This window comes from Marinobacter alkalisoli (assembly GCF_045449795.1).
Classification (GTDB): Bacteria; Pseudomonadota; Gammaproteobacteria; order Pseudomonadales; family Oleiphilaceae; genus Marinobacter.
In genome coordinates, this window is sequence record NZ_JBJJLB010000025.1 from 100374 (window position 1) to 126499 (window position 26126).

Here is a 26126-nt window from a genome sequence, read left to right on the forward strand (position 1 = left end):
GTCGCCTTTTTTATTGAAAATCAAAGAGTTGTTTTCTTCCTATCCGGCAGCCTACTTTCCCGACCCGGAATCCGAGGATCCGCTGTTCTCATGTTGGTCTGCGAGATGCGGCGCCATCACCTCTTCCAGGGTATAACCGGTGAGCCGGCGAATGGCGCGCCACAGATAATAGAAAATGGCGATCATCATGATCATCGATGGAATGGCGATCATCGGGTAACTCACCAACGTCATCTGGCCCAGCTCCTCATTGAAGGCCTGGGTACCGGAGGGACTGACGACAATCCACCTCGCCAGTACATAGTTCATGATGGAAGAAAACAGGAACGTCAGACTGAAGAAATAGGTCGCCTTCAACAGTCTTGCCTCAAACTCGTCTTCGCTACCCTGCTCTTTCAGCGCTGCCTGGATCTTGTCGACGTTCAGAACCGACGGGTTGTACAGCAAGGTGCGCACCAGGGGATATTTGGTGCGTGTGGATATCAGCACGGCCAAACCAATGATGGCGGGAATGGCCGCTTCCTTGATCGCCAGCCACCCGGCGTCCAGTTCCAGCAGCCCAATACCACCGGTCAGCCCCACGCTGATCAGACCCAGCACCGCAATAAAGTTCTTCTTGTGGTACTTGATGAGTTCGAAAAGCCCCCATCCCAGAGGAAAGGCCAGGCCAATGAGCAGGGCATTCACGCTGCCCAGATACTCATCACCGCTCAGCTTCATCAGAATCACGGAGGGAATAATAATACTGACCAGTAAATCAACCCAGGGCCTTGGCTTGTGGTCCGGAACGTTGGAGGAATTCGGAGATGTCATGGTTTAGCCTGGTTGGTGAAACAACAGCAGGCCGAAAGGCACTGCCGGAGAACTCCCCGGCAGTATACGATGAATCGAACGGGTTACGTAAGCGGGGTCAGAAGCTTCCCGACGTACTCGCCGCAGAGCCGGAGTCCCCAGTTTGCAGGAGATTGTTGGCCCCGGGTTGCCAGACTAACTGACTATCCGGGTCGGTCTCACTGCGTTTGATACACTTCCATTCAATGCTGGCATTAGCGGGCATAGTGAAGACGCCGTTCCAGGTCGGGTAACTATCCGAATCCAGTTTGAGTGCGTCTGCAGGCGACCAGTTGCCAAGTTCGCTGTTGTTGCCGGTCACATACACACTTTGGCCCCAGTCGGTGGAACCGTTGGCGCACTCAAAGGCCACCGTAACGCCCTTATTGTCCGTTGGCTCGTCGTTATCACCACCGTCACAGGGCGCGCCTGTGTGCAGTGCCGCTGCCTCCATCGGAGGGATATCCAGCGTCACCTGTCCGTTCTGGACACCGACACAGCTACCGTCTCCGGCGATGTTGCGATACTGACCGTCCGGAAGCGAGGTATTGAAGGTTCGTGAAAGAGCCCCGCTTTCCCGGTTGATCGCCACAAAGCCCTTGCTGCCGCGATTGAACGCAATCTGGTTGTTGCCGTTGTCCCACCAGCCGGATACCCCGGTACCATCGGTCACGTTGCGGAATTCCACCATACCGGCAATGGCGTCCCAGCGATGTTCACAGACCCAGCCGTCACCACATTGCGCGCTACCATCCTGGTAAACGGCCTGGGCGGGCGGTCCCTGATCACCGTCGGAGAAGCTGTAGCTGGACATCACCTTCGGGTAGCCATAAGGCCAGGCCAGCATGAACACGTTGGCGAGGTTGTACACGCTGCCGTCCTTGTAGGTCACAACGTTACTGCCGCCGGCACCATGGCCACGCTGATTGTCATGGTTATCGGTGAACACCACAGCATCACCACCGGCGAGGAACCCCCAACTCTCACCAAAGCTGTTCAGATTGGCCAGTTGCTGGTTCTTGAACACATCGCCAATGGCGGCGCTGTAGCGAAATTCGGTGACATTGGAAATACCGGTGTATTCCCCGGCACTCACCGCCTCGCCTCCGAGGTCGATCACTTCCTGGAACACATAGAGCGGATCGTTCAACCCCGACAGGATGCCGCTGATGTCGGACGGCGACATATGCTTGGCCGCATCAATGCGAATGCCCTTCACACCCAGGGATGTCAGATGGTTCAGATAGCCGGCAATGGTGTTCTGCACGTAGCCATCCGCAGTATCCAGATCCGGTAACCCCACCAACTGGCAGTTACGCACCCGCCAGGCATCGTTACCGTAGTCTTCAGGATTGATGGTACAGGGGGAGTGGAAATCGTTGCTGCTGTAGATGGGATAGCTGAAAGAACCGGAGTCATAGTTCGAGCCGGCGGTGCCTGTTCCGGAACCGTTGGCCATATGATTGATCACCGCATCGGCATAAACATCCACACCGGCGGCATTACAGCGCTGAACCATATCCGCAAAGGCGCTGGCATCGCCACCACGGCCCTGCAGCTGATAACTGACCGGCTGATACCGGGTCCACCAGGCACTGCCCTGGATATGCTCCTGAGGCGGCGACACCTGCACAGCACTAAAGCCCTTCGGCCCCAGAAAGTTTTCACACTCCTGAGCGACGTCGCTCCATTTCCATTCAAACAGATGAACAAACGCGCCCGCCTGGGCCTGTTGAGTGGGTAACACCATGGCCACGCCCAGGGCGGCCCCGGCGACAAACCGATGTAGTGGGATCATTGCATGCTCCTGTATTGTCTTTGTTGTGGTGCATTCTGTGTCTCAGCCAACGGTTGATTGTTTTCTGTTCAGGCAGGCTGATAAGTAGCAACATGCATTGTGCAACTTTCCGGCATAACATCCTTGAATCGTAAAAAGGGGGCGTAGTCGCAGGGAGGATCTATTTTTTGGTCACACCAGAAGTACGAAGCGTCGGTGAGGGCAGGCGTTCGGAAACTGTGCGGAGCCATGGATGGCGGAGCCCAAGCGTCCCATGGATGGGCTTGAAGCGTGTTTCCGAACGCCTGCCCTCACCGATGCCTGCACCCATTCCGGAGACCAAAAAAAGCCGGGCATATAGCCCGGCTCCGGTCTTAAGAAAAGTTTGAAGGGAATTAAGCCCCGACTTCCTTCAGACTTTCTTCCACAATTGCCAAGCCTTCTTCCAGCACAGCGTCCTCGATGGTCACCGGCATCAGGAACCGCAGGGTATTACCGTACATACCGCAGCTCAGCAGAATCAGCCCCTTCTCCTTGGCCTTCTTGGTCACCGCTGCCGCAAGATCCGGCCTGGGCGTACGGCTGTCCTTGCTTTCCACCAGCTCGAAAGCCGCCATGGGACCAAGGTTACGCACATTATCCACATGCTCGAACTGGTCCTGCCACTGACTGAAACGCTGGTTCAGCTTGTCGCCGAGTGCCTGGGCCTTACCCAGAATATCCTCTTCCTGGAACACCTCGAACACCGCCAACGCCGCCGCACAGGCCGTCGGACTGCCGGTGTAGGTGCCGCCAAGCGAGTTCGGGCCGGACGCATCCATGTAATTGTCGGTACCGACGATGGCGGAAATCGGCATACCGTCAGCCATGCTCTTGGCCATGGTAATCATATCCGGCTCAACGCCACTGTGTTCAATGGCGAACATCTTGCCGGTTCTGCCAAAGCCACTCTGCACCTCATCCACAATCATCAGGATATCGTTCTCGTCGCAGATCTTGCGGATCTCCTTGAGAAAGCTCGTCGGTGCAGCATAGAAACCGCCCTCACCCAATACCGGCTCAATGACGATTGCTGCAGTATGGCTTGCCGGGGAATCGGCCTTCATCGCCATCTTCAGGCCGCGCAGCGCCTCGTCTTCGCTGACGCCGTGATAGGGCACCGGGAAAGGCGCGCGGTACACCGTGCCGGGCATCGGACCGAAGTCGGTCTGGTAGGGCGCGGCCTTGCCGTTCATCGCCATGGTGTAGAAGGTACGTCCGTGGTAGCCGCCGTCAAAACAGATCACGTTGGTGCGGCCAGTGGCAGCACGGGCAATCTTGATGGCGTTTTCCAGGGCTTCGGCACCGGAGTTGGCCAGCATGACCTTGGCGTGGCCGCGTACCGGGCTCACACTGCTGAGTTTCTCTGCCAGCTTAACGTAGCCCTCATAGGGCATGACCGTCTGGCAGGTGTGCATCAGCTTGTCGAGCTGGGCCTTCACGGCTTCCACCACCTTCGGGTGGCGGTGGCCGATGTTGAGGACACCGATGCCGCCGGCAAAATCGATCATCCGGTTGCCATCGGCATCCCACAGTTCCGCGTTGGTTGCGTGATCGGCAAACTGTTCATTGGGACTTGCCGCGCCCGCTGCAACGTAGCGTTCTTTGAGTGCCTGCAATTCTTTATTGCTCACTTTGCCATTCTCCCTGGTATCAGGTTCGAATATTCGGCGGCGACCGGGCTATGCCGGGTCGCCGCCCTGGAATCTCTCTATCAGTGTAAGGAGTACGGTGACGGTTCACAAACCGACTAATTGATAGCAGTGGCCGTTTCCTCCCCGGAATCGCGGAACTGCAGCCGTGCCAGGCGCTGGTAGAGCGGGTTACGCTGCATCAGCTCGTCATGGCGACCGATATCCTGAAGTTTGCCCTGATCCATCACCGCAATCCGGTCGGCATCGCGAACCGTGGCCAGACGGTGGGCAATGACCAGTGTGGTTCTTTGTTCGGTCAGCGCCGGCATCGCCTGCTGAATCAGGTGTTCGCTTTCCGCATCCAGCGCGCTGGTGGCCTCATCCAGCAGCAGAATGGGGGCATCCGCCAGTAACGCACGGGCAATGGCCAGTCGTTGTTGTTGACCGCCCGATAATCCGAGACCGCTGTCTCCCAACCGGGTGTCATACCCTTGTGGCAGCGCCTGGATGAATTCATCGGCATGGGCAATCACGGCGGCTGCCCTCACCTCCTCCAGACTGGCTGTTGGCCGGGCATAGCGAATGTTGTCCAGCACGGAACCATGAAACAGCGCCGGATCCTGGGGCACGAGGGCAAAACACCGTCGCAGGTCCGCCAGGGTGAGCTTGCAGGCAGGAATGCCGTCGATGTTGATGGTGCCGGCTTCCGGTTCGTAGAAGCGCAGCAGCAGATCGAACAGGGTGGATTTACCGGCACCGGAAGGGCCCACCAGCGCCAGCGTCTCACCGGCACGGATGTGGAGGTCCAGGTGGTTGATGGCGGCTACTTCCTGCCGCGACGGATAGCGAAAAGTCAGCCCCTGAATGTCGATCCGACCGCTGACGTTGGCTGGCAGCGGTACCGCGTTCTCCGGTTCGCTGGTCAGTTCCGATGGCGTCTGCAACAGTTCAAACAATCGGGCCGCGGAACCGGCGGCGCGCTGGAGCTCTCCGATCACTTCGCTGAGTGCGCCGGCGGCCACCCCGACCAGCAGACTGTAGAACACGAAAGCGGCCAGTTCACCGGGGCTGATCCGGCCATGGATGACATCCAGCCCACCGATCCACAGCACCACCCCAACGTCCCCCATGACCAGCGCGATCGCCAACGCTGTCAGCCAGGACCGTTGCTGAATGCGGGCACGGGCTATGTCGAACGCCCGCTCCGACACTTCAGCGAAAAAGCGGCGGTCGTGGGGCTGATGATTGAACGCCTGAACGGTTTTTATCTGGGCCAGATTTTCACCCACGTAACTGCCGACATCGGCCACCCGGTCCTGGCTGAGACGGGATAACTGACGGACCCGGCGACCGAAAAACAGAATCGGTACGATCACCAGCGGGAAGCCCAGAAAAATCACACTGGCCAGCTTGGCGTTGGTGACAAACAACAACATCAGACCACCCACCAGCATCAGCGCATTGCGCAGGGCAATAGAGATCGTGGAGCCGATCACCGACTGCAACACCGTGGTATCGGCGGTAAACCGGGACTGGATCTCCAGCGCCCGGTTCTTTTCAAAGAAGCCGGGATGCAGGTCAATCAGGTGGTTAAAGACCTGCTTGCGGATATCCGCCACCACCCGCTCCCCGATCCAGGACACCAGGTAAAACCGCGAAAACGACCCGACCGCCAGGCCCAGCACCAGCACAAAAAACAGACCGATGGCCCTCGCCAGGTTCCCGGGCGATTGGGTAGCCAGTCCCTGGTCCACCAGAATTCGTAAACCCTGTCCGAGACCAAGGGTAATACCGGCCGTGATGATAAGCGCCACCACGGCGCCAACCACCGCCCGACGGTAGGGGCTGATAAATCCAATAACCAGCTTCAAGGCCTTGCGATGACGGGTATTAATGATGTGCCTCCTGGATACGGGGTGCGGTAGACTCTGGCAACAATACGGTTTGTACTCCATACAAGACCTATCATACATCCGGGAAGAGCACGGGTGGGTGGCAGGGTCTTCCGGGACACGCTGTGAATACGTCCCTGTACGCTCGGCAAAAACCATCCCTGGTTTTTGACGGTCCCGGAAGACCCTGCCACCCACCCGCGCTCCCAAACTCTGGAGACCGTAGGTCGGATTAGCGCAGCGTAATCCGACAAAACTACCAAAGGATACCCCCTAGTGCGCGCTTACGCCGATAACGACTACCCCGCTGACCACAAACCGGACTGGAAGGTAATAGCCGGTCTCTGGCCCTATCTGGCGGAATTCCGCGGCCGTGTATTCCTGGCCCTGGGCTTTCTGGTGATCTCCAAGCTGGCCACCGTGGCGACGCCGGTGGCGCTGAAGTACATCGTCGATTACCTGGACCAGAACCGGGGCGGCGAATTGCTGTTGTGGATTCCGGTCCTGCTGGTGGTGGCCTACGGCCTGCTCCGGTTTGGCAGCACCCTGTTCAGTGAGCTGCGGGATGCGGTGTTTGCCCGGGTAGCGGAGCGAGCGATGCGGCGGGTGTCGTTGCGGGTGTTTGAACATCTGCACAATCGGGAACTGGCCTTTCATCTGGACCGGAAGACCGGTGGCCTGGCCCGGGATATCGAGCGCGGTACCAATGGCATCAGTTTCCTGCTGCGTTTTACCCTGTTCAACATAGTGCCCACCATTCTGGAAATCCTGCTGGTCGCAGGGATTCTGCTGGTGGTGTTCAACGTGGGCTACGTGCTGGCGATTTTGGTGGCGGTGGTCGTTTACGTGGTCTTCTCCATCAAAATTACCGAGTGGCGGACCAAGTTCGTACGGGAAGCCAATGCCCGGGACAACCAGTCCAATTCCCGTGCAGTGGACAGTCTGCTTAACTACGAGACGGTGAAGTATTTCAATAACGAGAACTTTGAGGCTCAACTGTATGACCGGGATCTGGAAGATTGGGAAAAGGCCCGTCTGAAAAACCGGTTGTCACTGGCGGCCCTGAACTCGGGTCAGGCCTTGATCATCGGTCTGGCGATGATTGCCATTATGGCCATGGCCGTGCGGGAAGTGGCCAGCGGCGAGATCACCCTGGGTGACTTCACCATGATCAACGCCTACCTGTTGCAACTGTTTATCCCGCTGAATGCCCTGGGGTTTGTCTACCGCGAAATCCGTCAGGCGCTGGTGAATGTGGAGCGTCTGTTCGGGCTGCTGGGTGACCAGCCGGGCATTGAGGACGCTCCTGATGCCAGGGCTCTGGCTGTGGATAACGGAGAGGTTCGCTTCCGCCACGTCCATTTTGCCTACCGCCCGGACCGCCCGATTCTGCGGGACGTGGATTTTTCGATTCCGGCGGGCCATACCGTGGCCGTGGTCGGCGCCAGCGGTGCCGGCAAGTCTACCCTCGCCCGGCTGCTGTTCCGTTTCTTTGATGTGGATAAGGGCGCTATTACCATTGATGGTCAGGATATCCGCAACGTCACCCAGGACAGCCTGCGCGCCGCCATCGGCGTGGTGCCCCAGGATACGGTGCTGTTCAACGATACGCTTTATCGCAACCTGGCCTATGGCCGACCGGAGGCCAGCGAGGAAGAGGTGTACCAAGCGGCGCGTATGGCGCATCTGGAAGACTTTATCCACAGCCTGCCCGATGGCTACGAGACCCGGGTCGGTGAACGCGGGCTGAAACTGTCCGGTGGCGAAAAGCAGCGGGTGGCCATTGCCCGGGTGATTCTGAAGAACCCGCCGCTGCTGATTCTGGACGAGGCCACGTCGTCACTGGATTCGCTGTCCGAGCAGGCCATTCTGGGGGCGTTGAAGGAAGTCAGCCAGCAGCGGACGACGTTGGTCATCGCCCACCGACTTTCCACGGTGCGGGATGCCGACGCCATTCTGGTAATGGATGGCGGCCGGATTGTGGAAAGCGGCCACCACAACGACCTGTTAGCCCGGGGTGGCCGCTATGCACATCTGTGGGAGCAGCAGCATCGGAGCGATGATAACTCCCAGTTGAGCCAGTAAGCGGAGGGCCTCGCCAAAACCGTGCGGAGCCATGGGTGAAGAGCGAATAGCTCTTCACGGGCTGGCCATGGATGGCCTGCCCTGGACCTTCAGCGCGACGCAGGAGCAAAAAGCGCTGAAGGGCGGAGCCCGAGCGTCACATGGATGTGCCGAAGGAGCGTGTTTTGGCAGGGCCCTCCGCTTACTGGCGTCCCGGGGGCTCGTTATCAGCAAGCCTAAGCGCCAGCCCGGAGGCCCGGACCACCTGCTGCCCCACACTGTCCTTCAGCACCTGGGCATCGCCGGTAATCAGGCTGAACCAGTTTCTGGCGCGGGTAATGCCAGTGTAGATCAGCTCCTTGGTCATTACCGGGCTGAGCCGGTCCGGCAGTACCAGGCAGGTATGGTTGAACTCCGAGCCCTGGGACTTGTGCACGGTCATCGCGTACACGGTTTCCAGTTGCTGCAGCCGGCTGGGAGAGATCCAGCGGATGCCGCCGCTGCTGTCTCCGCTCGGGAAGGCGACCCGCAGGGTGTATTTGGGCTCACCGGATTCGGTTTTGTCCCAGGGCACGTTGAAGGCAATGCCGATATCCCCGTTCATCAGGCCCAGGTTGTAGTCGTTACCGGTGATGAGCACCGGCCGGCCGGCGTACCAGCCTTCGGCCCGGGGAATCAGTTTCTCGGCCAGCAGGTGCCGGGCGATCCGGTCGTTGAGCCCTTCCACACCCCAGGGGCCCTTGCGCAGGGCGCAGAGGACCTGGAAATCATAGAAGGCCTCCAGGACATTAACTGCCAGGGCGTCCCAGTCTTCGCGAGAACTGCTGTCGGTCAGGCCGTGATTGTTCATCCTTTCCAGATAACACCGGTAACCGACCGGGGGCGGCAACCGCTTTTCCTTCACTACCCGATCCTGACCGGCGTTGCGGAACGCCTCCGGCGTGCCGGATACGGCATGGCGGCAGATCAGCGCCAGGGACTCTTCCAGTTCCGGTTTCGGTTGGTGACCGTTGAGCCAGATAACGTCGTCGAACCCGCCATCGCGGCTCTGTCGTAGCACGCTGGCATCCAGGGTGCTGGTGTTCACCGCTTCGGCAAGCCGGCGAATGCCGCTGTCTTCCTGGAACCGGTAACTCTTGCGCAGCATGGCTACGGCCTGGTCCAGGGCCTGGCCGTCCGGGTCGATCAGCGCGTGCGGCACCGGATCTGCGGTTATCGCCTGCAACCACTGGCCGGTTTCCTCGGTGTAGTGGGCGTCCAGAGCCCGCTGGCACAACTCCCCGAGCACCGCACCGGCATCCACCGAGGCCAGTTGGTCCTTGTCCCCCAGCAGGATCAGCTGGGCGTTGGCGGGCAGGGCGTCAATCACCGAGGCCATCAGGTCCACGTCCACCATGGAGGCTTCGTCGATCACCAGGATATCCACCAGCAGCGGGTTGTCCCTATTATGGCGGAACTTACGGGTATCGGGCCGGCTGCCGAGCAGGCGGTGCAGGGTCGTGACTTTGGCGGGAATGTCTTCGAGTTGCACGTTGCCCGGCAACTGGTCCAGTGGTAAACGACTGACCGCACCGCCGATCGATTCATTCAGACGCGCAGCGGCCTTGCCGGTGGGCGCCGCCAAACGGATGCGGTATTTGCGGCCGGCCCGCTCCGGGGTTTCTCCCGCTATGGCCTGCAACGCTGCCAGCAGGTTGACCACGGTGGTGGTCTTACCAGTGCCTGGTCCGCCGGTGATGACGGCAAAGCGGTTACGGGCAGCGAGGGCGCAGGCGAGTTTCTGGTAATCCACCGCTTCCGCTGACCGGAACAGTTGGCCAAGGGCTTTGGACAGAGTTCGGGCCGGGCCGGCGTCGGGGTTTGTCAGGGGCGACGGCAGGGCAAGGCGCTGCAAAATGCCTTCAGCAATACGCTGTTCGTATCGCCAGAAACGGCGCAGGTACAGCCGGGTTCCGTTCAAGACCAATGGCGATGTAAGTGAGCCATCACTAACGGCATTAGAGGCGTCCAGAGCTGACTGACATTCGGAAAGGGTGATGCGGGCCAGCACATCCGCGGGTTTCAGATGGTTGAGCTCCGCTGCTTCGGATTCGGTGAGCGTGTCGCGAACCGGCTCTTCCGGTGGCAGCGACAAGGTGTTGCCGGCATCGGCCAACAGGTTGGCCAGATCAATGCAGACATGGCCCCGGCCCACCTGATGGGAGGTCAGGGCCGCCAGCAGCAGGATCAGTGGATGCGGGCACTCGCCCTGCTCTTCCGAGAGCTCCCGGATCAGTCGGGCAAAACCCACATCCAGGGGGCGAACCCATTCCGCCTGTTGCCACTGATCCAGCAGGGCTTCGGTTTGCGCCAGGCTCGCCAACAGGCCGGCAGTATCGACGACCGGGTTAGTGCCTTTTTGCTGCGGGGCTGACGTCGGCAGGTCATCCCCCAGGTCCAGGGCGATCTGGTTTTCGGATTTGCGGGTCCGGCTCATGCGGCCACCTCCCCTGATACGGACTCGCCATCAAACAGGGCATCCAGTTGCTCGATCAGGGCCCTCGGTGGTTTGTCGGTGAAGGCGCCTCCAGTCGCTGAATTTACCCCGCGCAGGAACAGGTAGACGGCACCGCCGATATGACGGTCGTAATCGTAATCCGGCAGCCGTGCTTTCAGCAGGCGGTGCAAGGCCAGCAGGTAGAGTACGTATTGCAGGTCGTAACGTTTGTCGAGAATGGCGTCGCCCATGGCCTGATCGGTGTAGGCGTTGTCGTTCTCGCCCAGGGTATTGGATTTGTAGTCCAGCACGTAATACTGCCCGTTGTGTTCGAACACCAGATCAATAAAGCCTTTGAGCATGCCGTTGAAGTGGTTCTCCTCCACCCGGGGCCGGTCAGCGCGATTCAGAGTGTTTTGGGTAACCAACTGATCGAGCTTTGTGATACTGACGTTGCGGCTTTCGAACCAGAACTCCAGCTCCGGGCGCAGGGCAGACAGCTCACCCAGGCTGACGGATTCGCTGCCGGAGCGATCCAGCCGCAGGGGGCTGGTGATCAGTGACAGCAGCCACTGCTCCAGCGGCGCTACCCAGTCAGACCAGCCGCGGGTGCTGCACCGGCGGCTGAGTTGTTCCCGCAGCATGGCGGGGTTATCCACAACTCGCTGGAAGCCCTGCTGGCTACACCATTCCAGTAAATCGTGCAGGAAGGTGCCGGGGCCGGCGCCTTTGGGGAAGTTGTGGTGGTTGCGGGTGTCCGGCGCTGGCATGGTTTCTTCCCCTTCATCCTGGGCGCTTTCTTCCAGCAGGTTCTGGGTCTGGGCGTCTTCCACTTCTCCCGTGAAGGCGATTCCGGTGCCGGTCATCCCGGTGTATTCGATGGAGGAGTAACTGGCAATCCACCAATCCTCTTTCGCCTCCCGGGCAGAAACCAGCGCCGGCCCAAGGGCTTCGGGAGCCTGCTCAGTGTATTGGGTTTCTTCCGCCTCCGGCAGCGGGGTCACGGTGATTTCCGGTCCGCCATCGGCCAGTCTGCCCAGGCAATCCGGGATTAGGCTCTCCGCTTCGCCGGTGACCAGGTAGCCCAGTCCGCTTTGCTGCCAGTTGTCGATGGCGGCAGCGCCCACCCAGGTGGCGAAGCGGGCGCGGGTCAGGGCCACGTAGAGTTTGCGGATGTCTTCTCCCAGTCGTTCCTGATCGGCTTTGGCGACGTCTTCGGGGGTCGGGTCGAACACGGTGATCAGTGTGCCCTTATCGTCGTGGTAGCGCACAAAGGCCTGCTTTTCACTCTGGGCGCGGTAAGCGGTGCCGAAAGGCAGGAACACCAGCGGGTATTCCAGACCCTTGGATTTGTGCACGGTAATCACTTTTACCAGCCCGGCATCGCTTTCCAGGCGCAGGGTGCGGTGTTCGTCTTCCTCGTCCGCCGCCCGCAGGACCTGGGTGTAGTGATGGACCAGGGCGTGTTCACCGTCCAGTTGCAGGCTGTCCTGCTGCAGCAGTTCGGCGATGTGCAGAATGTCGGTCAGCCGCCGTTCACCATCGGCCCGCTGCAGCAACCGGCCGGGCACCTGGAAATCCACCAGGAAGCTGCGCAGCATCGGCAGCACACCCTGTTTCTGCCATTGCTGTTGGTAACCCATAAAGCGTTCGATTTCCCGCTCCAGGGCGATCTCATCGGTGAGTAACAGATTCATGGCCTGCCAGGACTGCCCCAGTGTCGGTGTGGCCAGGGCCGCGCGGATGTAGGCCAACTGCCGGGGCTCGGCAAAGGCCCGCAGCCAGCACAGCATTTCTTTGGCTTCCTGAGACGTCAGCACCGAATCCCGGTCCGACAGGTACACGCTCTTGATACGACGGCGGCCGAGCGCGTCCCGCACCGCGCCGGCTTCGTTGCGGTTGTTGACCAGGATGGCGATGTCTTTTGGCGTGACCGGATCCAGGTCATCCGGGTTGTCCGGTACGGCGAAACCGGCCTGTCCGGCCTGACCCAGGGTCAGCAGGCGGGCGATTTCGCTGGCGCAGGTCTCGGCCACATCGGCGGTAGCCGCGCCCTTGGCCAGGCCTTTCGGGTTGCCGTCTTTGCCCTCTTCATCGGATTCGTGGGTCCAGAACACCAGGCTCGGCTGCAGCTCGCCGTTGATTGACCACAGTCGTTTGGTGCCGTTGGCATCCACCCCCTGGAACGGCAGCGGCGAGCTCTCACCCTTGCCAAACAGGAAGGCGCCGTCGCGGCTGTGCTGGTCGCTGTGTTCGAACACCCGGTTTACCGCAGCCACCATGGGTTTGGCGGAACGGAAGTTCCTGCCCAGGGTGTAGGTGCTTTGCTGTACGCCCTGGCGGGCCTGCAGATAGGTGTGGATATCCGCGCCGCGGAAGCCGTAGATGGCCTGTTTCGGGTCACCGATCATCAGCAGGCAGGTGTCCGGGTCGCTGCCGGCCACGTTATAGACCCGGTTGAAGATGCGGTACTGCACCGGGTCGGTGTCCTGGAATTCGTCAATCAACGCCACCGGGAACTGGCGGCGGATGGTGGCGGCCAGCTGGTCGCCCCGGGGGCCGTGCAGGGCGTCGTCCAGGCGGGTGAGCAGGTCATCAAAGCCCATTTCCGAGCGCTTCTGTTTTTCCGATTCCAGCCGTTCGGCAATCCAGTTGCTGGCGTGGCGCAGGATGTCGGATTTGGCGCTGGGCGGGTTCTGGCTGAATGCCATCAGGGCTTCGATAGCCTCGAAGGCCGGGTGATGGGGGGCGGAGTCATCCCCTTTCAGAATATTGTCCAGGCCTTCGGGGGTCTGGTTCCTGAAGCCGGCCTTATCGAGGCCTTCCGGCAGCAGGTCCTCGGATTCGGTCCAGGCAATCAGAGTGTCCCAGGTTTTCACCATGGCGTTCTTGCTGCCGCCATGGAGCCGTTTGCTCTTGTTCAGCTCGTTCAGCAGGTCGATCACTTCCCCCTGCCACTGAGCCCAGGGTTTTGCCTTCAGTTCCTGCGATCGTTCCAGGCGTTCGCTCACCACCTGATTGATGGCCTGGTGCACGTTTTCCGGCGGTGTGCCCAGGCTCTCCGGGTCATCGATCAGGTTGCGCACGGCCTTGCGCAGGTCAGCCGGGGTTTTCCAATGGCTCAGGGCTTCGTCCATCATTGCCGGTGGCAGCGGGTAAACAAACGTGCGCCAGTAATCCCGGGCCACTTCGTCCAGTAGCTCGCTCTGGTCGGTTTCCAGGGTGAGCTTGAACAGGCTGCCGCTGTCGAAGGCGTGCTCGCTGAGCATGCGGTTACACCAGGCATGAATGGTGGAGACGGCGGCCTCGTCCATCCATTCCGCGGCCAGCAGCAGCTTCTTGCGGCACTCCGGCCAGGTGGCCGGGTCCGGGTAGCTGTCTTTGCGTAGCTGATAGATCAGCGCCGTTTCCGCCGGCGGATCGGCTTCGTCCGGCGCATCGGAAAACACCTCGGCGGCCTGGGTCAGGCGGGTACGGATACGGTCCCGCAGTTCCTTGGTGGCGGCATCGGTAAAGGTCACCACCAGCAGGTTGGGCGGCAGCAGGTTCTGCAGCGGGCTGTCGGTTGGCTGGCCATGGCCCAGCACCAGGCGCACATAAAGAATGGCAATGGTGAAGGTTTTGCCGGTACCGGCACTGGCTTCGATCAGGGCGCTGCCGCTCAGGGGCAGGGTTAACGGGTTCAGATTCGGATTGCGGTTGTTCATCTGGTCAGTCATTCCATGCTCCCGATCTGCTCTGCGGCCGACTTGTCCTGCTCTGCTTCCCACAGGGGCACATAGAGTTCATGCAAGAGGGCTTCGAATTCACCACTGGCCAGCAGTAACTCTGCGTTCTCGAACGCCCCCCGCAGGTAGCCCGTGTCCCGTTCCAGGGCTGTGCTGTAGGCCTGCTCCGCATCACTGATCGCCCGTTCGTGGTCGCCCAGGAATTTCTTGCTCTGGTAGAAGCTGGTAATCCAGGCAAAGCCGGCTTCGCAGTGAATCGGCAGTGCCCGGGTGGTGGCGTCCATCCAGCGGCTGAGGATCGCGTCGAAATGCTGCCGGGCCTGTTCCGGCGCCATCGGGGCAAAGCGGAACTTGCGGCCTTCTTCCTTGCCCAAGATCAGGGTTTCGAAGGGCTGCCCGCTGAGCTGACCGGCCAGGTGAATCACCCAGTCCCGCATCAGGTTGGCGTAACGTACTTTCTTGCTGTAACCGGAGCCGGTCAGCAGGCCGGAACTGGCGACCACCAGCCGGCACAACTGGCCCTCGGGGTTGCAGCGCAGGCTGTCGATCAGATCCACCACTTCCACTGAACCGATGGCGTTTTCAAACCGGTAATCGAAGGCCAGGGGCTCGGCCACCGCCTCCGGCCATTCGGCCAGGGCGTTACGGTAACGTTCGAACAGATCCGGCAAACGTCCGGACAGCTCGGAGCGCAGCCGGTGTTCGGTCACGCCCATACCCAGATCGCCCCGTCGGGCCATGCGGTTCAGGGTGGTTTCCAGCCGTTCGTACAGTTCTTCCTCGGTGCCGGCTTTCAGCAGGCTTTCCTGAATCAGTTCGTTGTCCAGGCGCCAACGCTCCAGGCCATTCAGGTCGAAGTTTTCGTTGTCGGTGTCTTCGTCTTCCACATCGTCAAAGCGTACCTGCAGGCGGCGCTGGTAGAAGGTGTCGATGGGCTTTTTCAGGAAGCCGGCCAGATCGTTCAGGGTTATAGGCTCTTCAGGAGCCTGATAGGACAGCGCGTCCTGTGTCTGTTCGGCTTCCTCAACGCCATGGGCGCTGCGCCATTCCCGTTCGTAGGTGAACAGGTTGCGGGCCCGAAGCACCTCGGCCAGCGGCTTCGGCGGGCTGTCCTCGCCTTCCTCCAGACCATTGGCTTGCGGGAAGTAGTCCCGGCTAAAGGGTTGTAGCGGGTGCTGGGTGGTCAGGGCTTTGGTGACTTTTGCATCGGGGGCGCCTGCCGCTGTCCACAGGCTATCGAGATGGTCCTGAAGCTGTCCCACCAGCACCGACGGTGGCCGCTCGGAATCGTCCTTGATGCTGCGCCCCACCCAGCTTATGTACAGCTGTTCCCGGGCCGATAGCAGGGCTTCCAGGAACAGGTAGCGGTCGTCTTCCCGGCGGGAACGGTCGCCCGGACGATAATCCTGGGCCATCAGGTCGAAATCCACCGGCGGCCGGGAGCGGGGGTAGTCGCCATCATTCATGCCCAGCAGGCACACCTTGCGGAAGGGAATGGCCCGCATCGGCATCAGGGTGGCGAAGTTCACCTTGCCGGCCAGGAAGCGTTGGTTCAGGCCGCCTTCGTCCAGACCCTCCAAAAGCACATCCTTGACGATGTTCAGGGGCAGCTGCTGATCTTGCAGCCCGGCTGCCAGAGCATCGTCCAGCCACTGTTCCAGTTGGCGGCGGAAGCGGTTGAGCAGTAACAGGTCGCTGCCCTCGACCTTGTGGAAAAACTGCCCCAGCATGTCCGAGAACAGGGTTTCCCATTCGTCTGGGGTACGGATGGTTTGCAGCGCCTGCCACAGGCTTTCCAACTGATGCACGAATTCACTCAGTCGCCCGGCCAGGCTTGCCTGTAGGCCGCCGATCTCGCCATAAGGCTCCACCCCGGCCCAGGGTTCGTCCTCGCCCATGCCGTAACCCAGCAGCATGGCCCGCAGGCCGGATTGCCAGGTGTTGCGTTCCAGGTCCGCTGGCAGGTCCAGGCTTTCCCGGTGCCTGCCGTGCAGGCCCCAGCGGATGTTGGCGCCTTCCACCCAGCGCCGGGCCAGGGGAATCTCTTCTTCGCTGATGGCAAAACGGTCACGGATGCCGGGCACTTCCAGCAGGCTGATGATCTCACTCACGCCGAAGCGGCTGCGGGGCAGTGACATCAGGGTTTCCAGGGCAATCAGCACCGGTTCGTGGTGACGCTGGCCCTGATCGGAAATGGTAAAGGGTATATGGCGCTTGCGGCCGGGCTGGTAACGGCCGAACACAGCCTGGATGTGGGCCGCATAGACGTTGATATCCGGCACCATCACGATGACATCCCGGGGCCGCAGGTCGGGATCAGCATTGAATGCAGCCAACAGCTGGTCGTGCAGGATTTCCACTTCCCGCTGGGGGCCGTGGGCATCGTGGAACACCAGGGAATGGTCGTGGGTCAGATCCAGCTGGCGCTGCTGCTCGCGGATTTCCTGCAGCGGGGTCAGGTTGTGGATATCGTTCTGCAACTGGTGCAGCAGGCAGGGCTCCTCGCCGGCGCCGTGTTCCGAAAAAATATCAATCTTCTGGTCCGGGGTCTGGAAGCTGCTGCGATAGTCGTCGGGGTTGTCGAACTCGTCCAGCAGACGGATATAGTCCCGGCCCTGCTTGCCCCAGGCTGCCAATAGCGGGTTGGCGTGCTGGTGCAGCTGATCCGGATCGTCAATCTGTGACAACACCGGATGGGCTGCGCCCCGCTTGCGCTCGGCTTTCAGCAGTTCCCGGTCGCTGATGATATCCGCCCAGTAGAACTGACAGGGATTGTGAACACACAGCACCACCTGGCTGAAGCGACTGAGCACGTACAGGGCTTCCAGCGCCTGCCGGGGCAGTGACGACACGCCGAACACCACGATGCGTCTGGGCAGCCGGGCCGGATTGGCCGGGGTGTGAATGTGCTGGCCCTGTTCCATAAACCGGGTATGGATTTGCGAGCGGCTGGTATCGGAGGCTTCGCCCACGTCTTCCACCAGCTTGCGCCAGAGTAACGGTTGCCAGCGGGTTTCCGGGTCCAGGGCTTTTTCTTCGCCGCGGGCGGTGATGATCACATCTTTGCCCTGCTCCCAGGCGGCCAGCCAGTCGGCGCGGAATACCTGGTATTGATCGAACAGGTCCGCCACTTTTTCGGCCAGCTGGAAATTCCGCAGATCCGGGTCGGTGCCTTCCAGAAAGCGGGCCAGTGGGGTAAAGGCCTCATCCTGCCCCACCAGTTCAGGCAGCAACCGGTAGAGCCGCCACACCAGCCGGCGCTTGTCGAAAGGAGACTGCTCCGGCACTTCACCGTCCGGCAGCACCGCCCGGTAGGCCTGCCAGATGAAACGGGCCGGGAACAGGAAGTCCATGCCGGCAGCAATGCCCAGCCCGCCCTCGACACCGTCATCCGTGCGCTTCTCCGCCAGCGCCAGCTTCAGCCACTGGGCAATGCCGTTACTCTGCACCAGAAAGGTTTCGCTCTGCAGCGGCGGCATGGGGTTCTGCCGGCAGATGTACACCACGGCACGGCGCAGGTCTTCCAGATGGTTGGCGTGGATGGCGTGAAAGCCGGGTTCGATGGCGCTTGTCTCGGGCATACCTGCTCTTTTGGGGTCCGGGTAAACGTGGCGACTACAGAGTAGCGCAAACCCGGGTGAAATTTCTCGAAAACCCATCCGCCAACCGAAGAATGGCGTAAGCTGTAGGTAGGGTTCCCTTTAAAGGATGCCGCTTATGATCTCGTCCCTGATTCGTGCCCGAACCGGGCCTCCTGCCCTGTTGTTCATTGCCGTGTTGGTTTTCCTGGTACCGGCCTCGCCCCAGGCGGATAACACGGATTCTGAAATCCAGGGCACTATCCTGATGCAGATTGAGGCGTTCGCCAATGACGATGATGAAACCGCATGGCAGATGGCGTCGGATGGGATCAAGCACCGGTTCGGCAGTTCGGAGGTGTTTCTGGAAATGGTTAAGCACGCCTATCCTGCGGTTCACCGTGCCAGTGCCATCGAGTTTGTGAGACGGGTACCCCACGGTGATTTCGAGATTCAGGTGGTGCGTTTGAAAGGGCCGGAGGGTAAGCGCTGGGATGCCTATTACCGGATGGTGCTGGTTGAAGATGAGTGGAAAATCGGTGGTGTACAGATGCAGCCGGCGGATTTGGGTATTTGAGACTTGTTCTTGGCCATCGTAGAGTTTGGTGCACTGCAACCAAGCGGGTAGGTTCTGCCAAAATACGCTGTGAATACTTCCCTGTACGCTCGGCTCCGCCATCCATGGCTCCGCACGATTTTGGCAGAACCTACCCGCTTGATTGCTTGATAACTTGTGCCGGCTGCCTCGTTTAATAATTTTCCTGGAGCACCATGACCACCCAACCTAAAGGCCAACGCCTCCAGACGGCGGACCTTGAAGATCCCCTGTATTACCTGAGGAACATGGACACTGTCGTGTCGTGGGTGACCAGTCATCACGGGGATCTGCTGACCGCCGATGAGCAATCCCGTTTAGGTAATTTCTTCGAGCTATCTACCGCCGCGCGGGGACTGCTGACGCGCATGGTGATGCGAACGGGCGAGTTGTTTCGGGTGGACAAGCTGAACTATCCGGAACTGCCGGGTTCCGTGGCTGACGCCTTGGCCGAACTGAGCGACAGTCACTGGCTGGAGTCGTCCCCTTTGCTTGGGATTGATGATCTGTTCCGGCTGGTTACCCTCACCGAACTCCGACCGGTGTTTGCAAACCTACTGATGGAACTGGGCCTGCCAAAGAACCTGCCCAAAACCCGGATGCGTGAAGTATTGACGGAACATTTCCCGGAGCCGCAGCGCTTGTATGAATGGTTGGGTGATGAGGTTCCGGCGGTGGTTCGGCTACAGGATATGCCTCTGTTTGACCGCATCCGTTTGATGTTCTTCGGCAACCTGCGCCAGAGCTGGACTGATTTCGTGCTGGTGGAACTGGGTTATCAACAGTACGAGCAGGTGACTTTTTCCACCGATTCCCGGGCGTTTCATCAGCGGGCGGACGTGGATTGCTACCTGCGGATGCACCAGTGCCGGCAGTGGCTGGATGAGGGTGTGTCTGCCGTTGAGGTGTGGCCCGAGGTGCCCGGGCCTTTGGCTAATCCCTGGCTGGCCAGTCGGCGGGATCGGTTGTTGCTTGAACTGGGCCGGCAGGCGGAGCGGCAGGGTGAGCGGGAACTGGCGCTGGAAGTGCTGGCGTCCAGTAACCACCGGGAGGCGCGGCTGAAGCAGCTTCGGTTGCTGGAACGTATGAAACGTTTCGAAGAGGCCTGGAACATCGCCCGGCGTTGGCAGACCCAGGATCTCAGTGATGCCGAGGCCCAGGGGCTGGCGCGTATCCTGAAACGGCTGGCGCCGAAAATGGGTGAGGCACCGCCGGTGGTGGATTCACCACCGCCAATCCGCGAATTTACCGTCACCGTGCCGAAACCCGATACCGGTCCGGTGGAGCTGGCGGCCCAGCAGCATCTGGAAACCGATGAGGCTCCGGTGTTCTATGTGGAAAACACCCTGATCAACGGTCTGTTCGGCCTGCTGTGCTGGAACACTGTTTTCGCGGCCATTCCCGGCGCCTTTTTCCATCCTTTTCACGTGGGCCCGGCGGATCTGATGCGGGAGGACTTTGTTGGGCGGCGCGAGCAAGCCTTCAACCGCTGCTTTGCATGGTTGCGGGATGGCAGTTATCGGCAGCGCATCCGAGAGACCTGGCAGGAGAAGCAGGGCATTGCCAATCCCTTCGTGGTCTGGCCGGTGTTGTCGGAAGACCTGCTGACGATGGCCATGGACTGTATTCCGGCTCACCACCTGGAACAGCTGTTCGAGCGCCTGCTGCAGAACCTCAGGGAGCACCGCAGCGGCTTTCCGGACCTGATCCGGTTTTATCCTGATACCGCAGGCCCCGGGCCGCGTTACGAGATGATTGAGGTGAAGGGCCCCGGTGACCGGCTGCAGGATCACCAGCGTCGCTGGCTGGCCTTCTTCGCCCGCGAGGGAATGCCCGCCAGTGTCTGTTACGTGCGCTGGCAGGCAGATGGGGACAGCGAGTGAAGGTTGCCGTCCGTACCCTGTGTGAATTCGCTGCCCGTCGTGGTGATCTGGACTTTCGCTATACCCCGGCACCCAGTGCCGAAGAGGGCATGGCCGGCCATCAGGCCATTCAGTCCCGGCGAGGCTACGGCTATAAAAGCGAGTACTTACTGACCGGGGAGTGTCTGGGATTAGTGCTCTCGGGGCGAGCGGATGTTTACAATCCGCACAAAGGCCGGCTGGAAGAGATCAAGACCCACCGGGGCGATTTGTCCCGCATTCGCGAGCATCAGCGCGCGCTACACCGCGCCCAATTACGGGCGTACGGTGCCCTGCTGTGCCGGCAGGAAAACCGCAAGAAACTGGAACTGGCGCTGATCTACTACGACACCGGTAAGGACAAGGAAACCCCGGTGACGGAAACCGCCACGGCGGATGAGCTCTGGCAGGAGCTTGAAGGCCTGTGCCGGCAATATAAGGCCTGGGCCGAGCAGGAAGCGCATCACCGGGAGCTGCGGGATGCCCTGTTATCCGAATTGACGTTTCCCTTCGCCGAATTCAGGCCGCGGCAACGCCAGTTGGCGGAAACGGTGTACAAGAATTCGATGAAGTCCGGCACGTTATTGCTGGAGGCGCCCACCGGTCTGGGCAAAACCCTGGGTACCCTGTTTCCAGCCCTGATGGCCATGCCGGTGGCGCAACAGGACCGGCTGGTTTACCTCACCTGCCGCAATACAGCCCGCCAGCTGGCCATGGATGCGGTGGCCCGTCTGCGTGCCGCCCAGAATCTGCCACGTTGGCCGCTGCGAACCCTGGAGCTGGTGTCGAAAGACGATGCCTGTGAGCACCCGGACAAGGCCTGCCATGGTGATTCCTGCCCGCTGGCCAAAGGCTTTTTCGATCGCCTGCCGGATGCCCGGGCCGAGGCGGCACAGACGGAAGACACGTTGGATCAGGAAACATTGGCGAAGATCGCCGCCGGTCACGGCATTTGCCCCTATTTTCTCGCCCAGGAGATGGCGCGCTGGTGTGATGTGGTGATTGGCGATGTGAACCGGATGTTTGACCAGTCCGCCCTGCTCCACGGCCTGATTCGTCAGAACAACTGGAAGGCCAGCGTGCTGGTGGATGAAGCCCACAACCTGGTGGACCGGGGCCGGGGCATGTATTCCGTGCGGCTGGAACAGCAACGACTGCTGAAGATCAAAAAGATTGCCCCCAGGCCGTTGAAGGCGGCAATTGACCGGACTGGCCGGGCCTGGCAGAGCCTGATCCGGGATCATCAGACCGACGACGACACCTCGACGTTTCTGGAAACCCTGCCTTCGCAACTGCTGGGGGCGCTGCAAGCCTTGGTCTCCAACCTCACCGATTACCTGGCCGACAATCCGCCGGACCTTGCCCTGCAGGAACTGTTGTTTGAAAGCGTGGCCTTCTTGAAGCTGGCGGAGTCCTTCGGTGATCATTCCCTGTGCGAATTCCAGCGCACCGGCCGGGGCCGGGCCAGTCTCACCATCCAGAACCTGATACCGGCGGACTTTCTGCGGGAGCGGTTCGAGGCGGCGCAATCGGTCCTGTTGTTCTCTGCCACATTGAGTCCTGGCGTCTATTACCGGGACCTGCTGGGTATGCCAGAGGATGCCCGCTTCACGTCCCTGCCCAGTCCGTTCAGTGCTGATCAGTTACAGGTGCATTTCACGCCGGGCATCAGCACCCGTCAGAATCACCGGGAGTCCTCACTGCAGCCCATCGCGGACCTTATCGCCCGGCAATTCCGCGAACGGCCCGGTCACTACCTGGCGTTTTTCAGCAGCTTCAAGTACGCACAGGCGGTCAGTGAGACCCTTGCCAGAGAGGCGCCGGACATTCCCCAGCGAGCCCAGCAGCCCGGGATGAGTCCGCAGCAGCGGGCGGAGTTTCTGGCGGGCTTTCAGGAGCCTGAGGGGCGTGTTGCGTTTGCGGTTCTGGGCGGTGTGTTCAGCGAGGGCATCGACCTGCCTGGCGATCAATTGATCGGCGCCTTTGTGGCCACCCTCGGCCTGCCGCCCTTCGATGCCTGGCATGAGATTCTCAAGGCCCGTCTTGAGCAGCGATTCGGTGCCGGCTATGACTATACCTATCAGATTCCCGGCCTGCAGAAAGTCGCCCAGGCTGCCGGGCGGGTGATCCGTACCCCGGAGGACCGGGGCGTGATCTGGCTGATCGATGACCGGTTTCTGCGACCGGCGACCCGCTCATTGTTACCGCGATGGTGGTTTCAATAACCCCGTAGCTGATACGCGGATCACGCCGGCGTCTGATCAGGATTCCGGGTGTTTCCGTAACGAGGATTCCAGCGTTTTGGTTGCAGTAATATCCACCAGGGTGATGACGACCCCGTCAATCACATTATCCAATCTGCGGTAAGGTATGATCCTGACCGAAAACCAGCGGTCATCGTTGGTGGTAATCTGCTTCTCACTGACCGCCAGGGTCGTCAGGGTTTGCCGGGCGTCGTCCTGAAGCTCCGGGTAACGGAGGCTGGTGGTCAAGTCGCTGAGCGGGCGGCCGATGTCGTTCTCCCGCAGGCTGATAATGGCTGCGGCCCGCTCGGTATAGCGCCGTACATTCAGGTCCTGATCCAGGAACAGAACGGCGATTTCGATGCTGTTGAGCACGTTCTGCATATCGCTCTGGGCGAGCGCGAGGTCATCCAGCTTGGTTTGCAGCTCCGTGTTAATGGTTTGCAGTTCCTCGTTCATGGACTGCATTTCTTCTTTGGACGTTGTCAGTTCCTCATTGGCGGACTGCAACTCCTCGTTGGTGGACTGAAGCTCTTCGTTGGACGCCTGCAGTTCCTCCCGCGTCAGCTTTGCCTGTTGCCGCAGGCTTTCAATTTCCTTCTGATACCGCTGGATTTCCGCAGCGTGGTCCGATTCGTTGGCCGAGCCCGGTTTGCGGCGCCGGGAGGTCGCCGTCGCGGGAGCATCGCGGAACACCACCATGGTCATGCCCTTCAGGGCATCGGGGTCACGGATGGTCTGAAGGGTTACGTCAACGGCCTGAGTGCCAGCCTCGGTTTTCACCAATAATCCTGTGAGCTCCACCGGTTCTGTTTGGCCGGGCGTTTGTTTCAATGCGGTATACAGGGGTTCGCGCAACCCTTCCCGGGCCATGGCATGGATGTTCCAGTTGGCCTTGCCGGCTGCGGGTTCCAGATACTTGCCGGTACGCCCGCTGATATAAACGATATCAGCGTCTGCATTGAGCACCACAGCGGCCGGTGAATAGACCTGCAGCAGCAGATAATCCGCGGCGGATTGCAGGGTGGTGGCAGCCTCTTGTGAGGGAACCTGGTTGGATGGCACGGAATGCTCCTTCGGCAGGGTGGACATCGGAGGAAACGATTTTAGCAGGAAGTCAGAGTGGCGGTCGGATTGGAAGGGTTTGCATCGGTACAGGCGCATTTTCGGTTTAAGCGGTGAGAACAGATGATTCAGCCGGCCAATGGTTTCCGAGCTGCCGAGCATCAACAATCCGTTGGGACGAAGGCTGTAGTGGAACAGAGGCAGTATCCGGCGCTGCAGGGTGAGATCGAAATAAATCAGCAAGTTGCGACAGGCAATCAGATCCAGCTTGGTGAACGGTGGATCCAGAATGACATCGTGCCGGGCAAACAATACCTTGTCCCGTATCGATGGACGTATCTGGTAATGATTGTCGTGTTTGGTGAAAAAGCGCGCCAGCCGGGTTTCCGACACGGAGTCTGCAATATTCAGTGGGTATTGCCCTCGCCGCGCCACGGTAATGGCTTCCGGGCTGATATCAGAGGCAAAGATCTGCAGGTCCAGTTTCCGGCCAGGTCCGATGTGTTCCTGCGCTTCGGTGAACGCAATGGCCAGGGAATAGGCCTCCTCCCCGGTTGAGCAGCCCGCTACCCAGACGCGCAGGGTGTGTTCCGGTGACTGCTGGGAAAGGAGTTCTGGCAGCCCCGTATCGATCAGGTAGTCCCAGGTTTCGGGATCCCGGAAAAACTGGGTAACACCGATCAGCAGTTCCCGGAACAACAGCTCTACTTCCTGGTTGTTTTCGGTCAGGAAGCGGGTGTAATCGGTCAGATCAGAGATGCCATGAATGGCCATGCGGCGCTCGATCCGCCGGTTCAGGGTCGTCGGCTTGTAAAGGGAAAAATCGTGCCGGGTGTGCTGCCGCAGCAAGCGAACGACGGGGTCCAGCCGTGTCAGCGAAGTGTGGGCCCTGGGAGTATGTTCCGGGCTATGGCCCGGCTCGGGAACGCGCCGGACATAGGCCAGTATGCGTTCCGGTAATTCATCGGCCGGCGCCACAATGTCGGCACAACCCGCGGCGATGGCGCTTTTGGGCATGGCATCGAACTGGGCCGAATCAGGACTCTGCACCACCGACAGCCCGCCAGTGGCCTTGATGGCCTGCAGCCCGAGGGTGCCATCAGAGCCCATGCCGGAAAGTACAACGGCAATGGCCCGCTCACTCTGTGCGCTGGCCAGGGATGAGAACAGTACATTGATGGGCAGGCGTAGCCCCCGGGGTTGCGCTGGCTGATCCAGCTTCAGGGTGTCATCAACCACCCGCAGCTCCCGGTTCGGCGGGATGACATAGACCGAATCCGCACGAACCGGCATGTTCTGCTCCACTTCATACACCGGCATTTCGGTATAGCGTTGCAGGAGTTCCGGCAGCATTGCCTTCTGGGTCGGGTCCAGATGCTGTACCACCAGAAACGCCATGCCGGTATCGCACGGCGTATTGCGAAAGAAGTCCTCAAGGGACGCCAGGCCGCCGGCGGACGCGCCAATACCAACGATACGCATCAGGACCTGGCGGAGCCTGTCACGGCTTCAGTGAGGATCATCAGAACACAGTCGCCGGAGACGGCAGAATTTGCGGTGATCGTCAGCCTCCTGAGATCCGGGAGCTCAACCGATACGCTTGCGGCACCCTTTGTACCTGAGTCTTGTTCTTTCGTCTTTTTGAGCAGAGCGTTCACTGCACCTTCCTGGCCGGGCGCCAGAAGCGCCTGCAGGGGCTTTCCGATCAGTGGCTGTGCGGATTCATCGAAAAGTACGCCTGCGGCCTGGTTGCCATCAATAATGTCACCGTCGTTAGCGACGATCAGATAGGCGGCGGGAGCCAGCTCATAGAGCGACTTGTAGTATGCCAGTTCCTCGCTGATTTCGTGTTCATTAGCCTGAAGCTGCTCATACAGAAGATCAAGCTCCACCTGATAGGTCTGAAGCTCATGGAGCAGCTTGAGGGCGTCGGCAGCGGATTCGGGTTTGCTCGCGCGCTGGTAAAGCAGTTGCAGCGCATCCACGCTGAGCGTACCGCTATGGTTGGGTGGCGGCACCCCGTGGTCGATCAGATCCCTGGCGCTGCGGCGCAGCCGTTCATGGTTTCCGGCATTCGATTTTCCGTGGGTGTCTTCCATCGTGTCTCCCAAAAAAGTGCGCCCCAAAACCGGCTTCAGAGTTACGTCAATTGAGTCTACTCCACCCTGAGGTCCTGGAATAGCGAGTGTTGGGTGTTTCCGCCCAGAGGAATCCTCCTGTGTGCGTTAGCGAACGGACGATGTGCGGCCTGAGCCCCTAGTGTTACAGAGAAGATACATTGCCGACCCGTGAAGCCGCGGAAA

13 protein-coding genes are annotated in these 26126 nt (G+C 60.3%); 4 read left to right on the forward strand and 9 right to left on the reverse strand.

Translation table 11 applies throughout. The features are described from left to right. Positions 1–51: 51 nt before the first annotated feature. From ACJO3M_RS12255 to ACJO3M_RS12270, 4 genes are all read right to left on the reverse strand, one after another. Positions 52–813 (reverse strand): VC0807 family protein, encoded by a 762-nt coding sequence (locus ACJO3M_RS12255; protein ID WP_407001639.1) that lies wholly within the window; start codon positions 811–813, stop codon positions 52–54. A 97-nt stretch (positions 814–910) separates the two neighbouring features. Beyond that, a complete protein-coding gene (locus ACJO3M_RS12260; protein ID WP_407001640.1) occupies positions 911–2629 on the reverse strand; it encodes a carbohydrate-binding module family 20 domain-containing protein in 1719 nt (572 codons plus the stop codon). A 374-nt stretch (positions 2630–3003) separates the two neighbouring features. Beyond that, positions 3004–4281 (reverse strand): 4-aminobutyrate--2-oxoglutarate transaminase, encoded by a 1278-nt coding sequence (gene gabT, locus ACJO3M_RS12265; RefSeq protein ID WP_407001641.1) that lies wholly within the window; start codon positions 4279–4281, stop codon positions 3004–3006. Between the two features lie 116 nt (positions 4282–4397). Continuing rightward, positions 4398–6236, reverse strand: coding sequence for an ABC transporter transmembrane domain-containing protein (locus ACJO3M_RS12270; RefSeq protein WP_407001642.1), 1839 nt, complete (start codon positions 6234–6236; stop codon positions 4398–4400). A 213-nt stretch (positions 6237–6449) separates the two neighbouring features. Here ACJO3M_RS12270 and ACJO3M_RS12275 point away from each other — a divergent pair, with 213 nt between their 5' ends. Beyond that, on the forward strand, positions 6450–8258 hold the full coding sequence (locus ACJO3M_RS12275; RefSeq protein WP_407001643.1) for an ABCB family ABC transporter ATP-binding protein/permease: 1809 nt from the start codon (positions 6450–6452) through the stop codon (positions 8256–8258). Positions 8259–8439: 181 nt separating this feature from the next. Here ACJO3M_RS12275 and recD read toward each other — a convergent pair whose 3' ends face one another. From recD to recC, 3 genes are read right to left on the reverse strand one after another with little or no spacing between them, the layout of a single operon-like run. Continuing rightward, positions 8440–10713, reverse strand: coding sequence for an exodeoxyribonuclease V subunit alpha (gene recD, locus ACJO3M_RS12280; RefSeq protein WP_407001644.1), 2274 nt, complete (start codon positions 10711–10713; stop codon positions 8440–8442). Then, positions 10710–14432 (reverse strand): exodeoxyribonuclease V subunit beta, encoded by a 3723-nt coding sequence (gene recB / locus ACJO3M_RS12285; RefSeq protein WP_407001645.1) that lies wholly within the window; start codon positions 14430–14432, stop codon positions 10710–10712. The genes recD and recB overlap by 4 nt, the downstream gene beginning before the upstream one ends. Beyond that, positions 14429–18022, reverse strand: a complete 3594-nt coding sequence (recC, locus tag ACJO3M_RS12290; RefSeq protein ID WP_407001646.1) for an exodeoxyribonuclease V subunit gamma — start codon at positions 18020–18022, stop codon at positions 14429–14431. Before recC ends, recB begins: the two co-directional genes overlap by 4 nt. 136 nt (positions 18023–18158) lie before the next feature. Between recC and ACJO3M_RS12295 the strand changes: the two genes are divergently transcribed. From ACJO3M_RS12295 to ACJO3M_RS12305, 3 genes are all read left to right on the forward strand, one after another. Beyond that, positions 18159–18596: a DUF4864 domain-containing protein gene (locus tag ACJO3M_RS12295; protein WP_407001647.1), complete on the forward strand. Its 438-nt coding sequence runs from the start codon at positions 18159–18161 to the stop codon at positions 18594–18596. A 194-nt stretch (positions 18597–18790) separates the two neighbouring features. After that, the gene (locus tag ACJO3M_RS12300; RefSeq protein WP_407001648.1) at positions 18791–20497 is read left to right on the forward strand and encodes a VRR-NUC domain-containing protein; all 1707 of its coding nucleotides are present in this window, start codon (positions 18791–18793) and stop codon (positions 20495–20497) included. Then, positions 20494–22740 (forward strand): helicase C-terminal domain-containing protein, encoded by a 2247-nt coding sequence (locus tag ACJO3M_RS12305; RefSeq protein ID WP_407001649.1) that lies wholly within the window; start codon positions 20494–20496, stop codon positions 22738–22740. Before ACJO3M_RS12300 ends, ACJO3M_RS12305 begins: the two co-directional genes overlap by 4 nt. A gap of 36 nt (positions 22741–22776) precedes the next feature. On the opposite strand, the gene ACJO3M_RS12310 is transcribed toward ACJO3M_RS12305, so the two are convergent. Both ACJO3M_RS12310 and ACJO3M_RS12315 read right to left on the reverse strand, forming a co-directional pair. After that, positions 22777–25305 carry a chemotaxis protein CheB gene (locus ACJO3M_RS12310; protein ID WP_407001650.1) on the reverse strand — a complete coding sequence of 843 codons (2529 nt, stop codon included), beginning with the start codon at positions 25303–25305 and terminating at the stop codon, positions 22777–22779. Then, a complete protein-coding gene (locus tag ACJO3M_RS12315; protein WP_407001651.1) occupies positions 25305–25922 on the reverse strand; it encodes a PAS domain S-box protein in 618 nt (205 codons plus the stop codon). Before ACJO3M_RS12315 ends, ACJO3M_RS12310 begins: the two co-directional genes overlap by 1 nt. Positions 25923–26126: the final 204 nt, after the last annotated feature.

What these genes read in the sequence shown, in the direction of transcription:
- ACJO3M_RS12255 (WP_407001639.1), bottom strand. Translation starts at nt 813, where the DNA reads ATGACATCTCCGAATTCCTCCAACGTTCCGGACCACAAGCCAAGGCCC.
- ACJO3M_RS12260 (WP_407001640.1), bottom strand. Translation starts at nt 2,629, where the DNA reads ATGATCCCACTACATCGGTTTGTCGCCGGGGCCGCCCTGGGCGTGGCC.
- ACJO3M_RS12270 (WP_407001642.1), bottom strand. Translation starts at nt 6,236, where the DNA reads ATGGAGTACAAACCGTATTGTTGCCAGAGTCTACCGCACCCCGTATCC.
- recD (WP_407001644.1), bottom strand. Translation starts at nt 10,713, where the DNA reads ATGAGCCGGACCCGCAAATCCGAAAACCAGATCGCCCTGGACCTGGGG.
- recB (WP_407001645.1), bottom strand. Translation starts at nt 14,432, where the DNA reads ATGACTGACCAGATGAACAACCGCAATCCGAATCTGAACCCGTTAACC.
- recC (WP_407001646.1), bottom strand. Translation starts at nt 18,022, where the DNA reads ATGCCCGAGACAAGCGCCATCGAACCCGGCTTTCACGCCATCCACGCC.
- ACJO3M_RS12295 (WP_407001647.1), top strand. Translation starts at nt 18,159, where the DNA reads ATGATCTCGTCCCTGATTCGTGCCCGAACCGGGCCTCCTGCCCTGTTG.
- ACJO3M_RS12300 (WP_407001648.1), top strand. Translation starts at nt 18,791, where the DNA reads ATGACCACCCAACCTAAAGGCCAACGCCTCCAGACGGCGGACCTTGAA.
- ACJO3M_RS12310 (WP_407001650.1), bottom strand. Translation starts at nt 25,305, where the DNA reads ATGCGTATCGTTGGTATTGGCGCGTCCGCCGGCGGCCTGGCGTCCCTT.
- ACJO3M_RS12315 (WP_407001651.1), bottom strand. Translation starts at nt 25,922, where the DNA reads ATGGAAGACACCCACGGAAAATCGAATGCCGGAAACCATGAACGGCTG.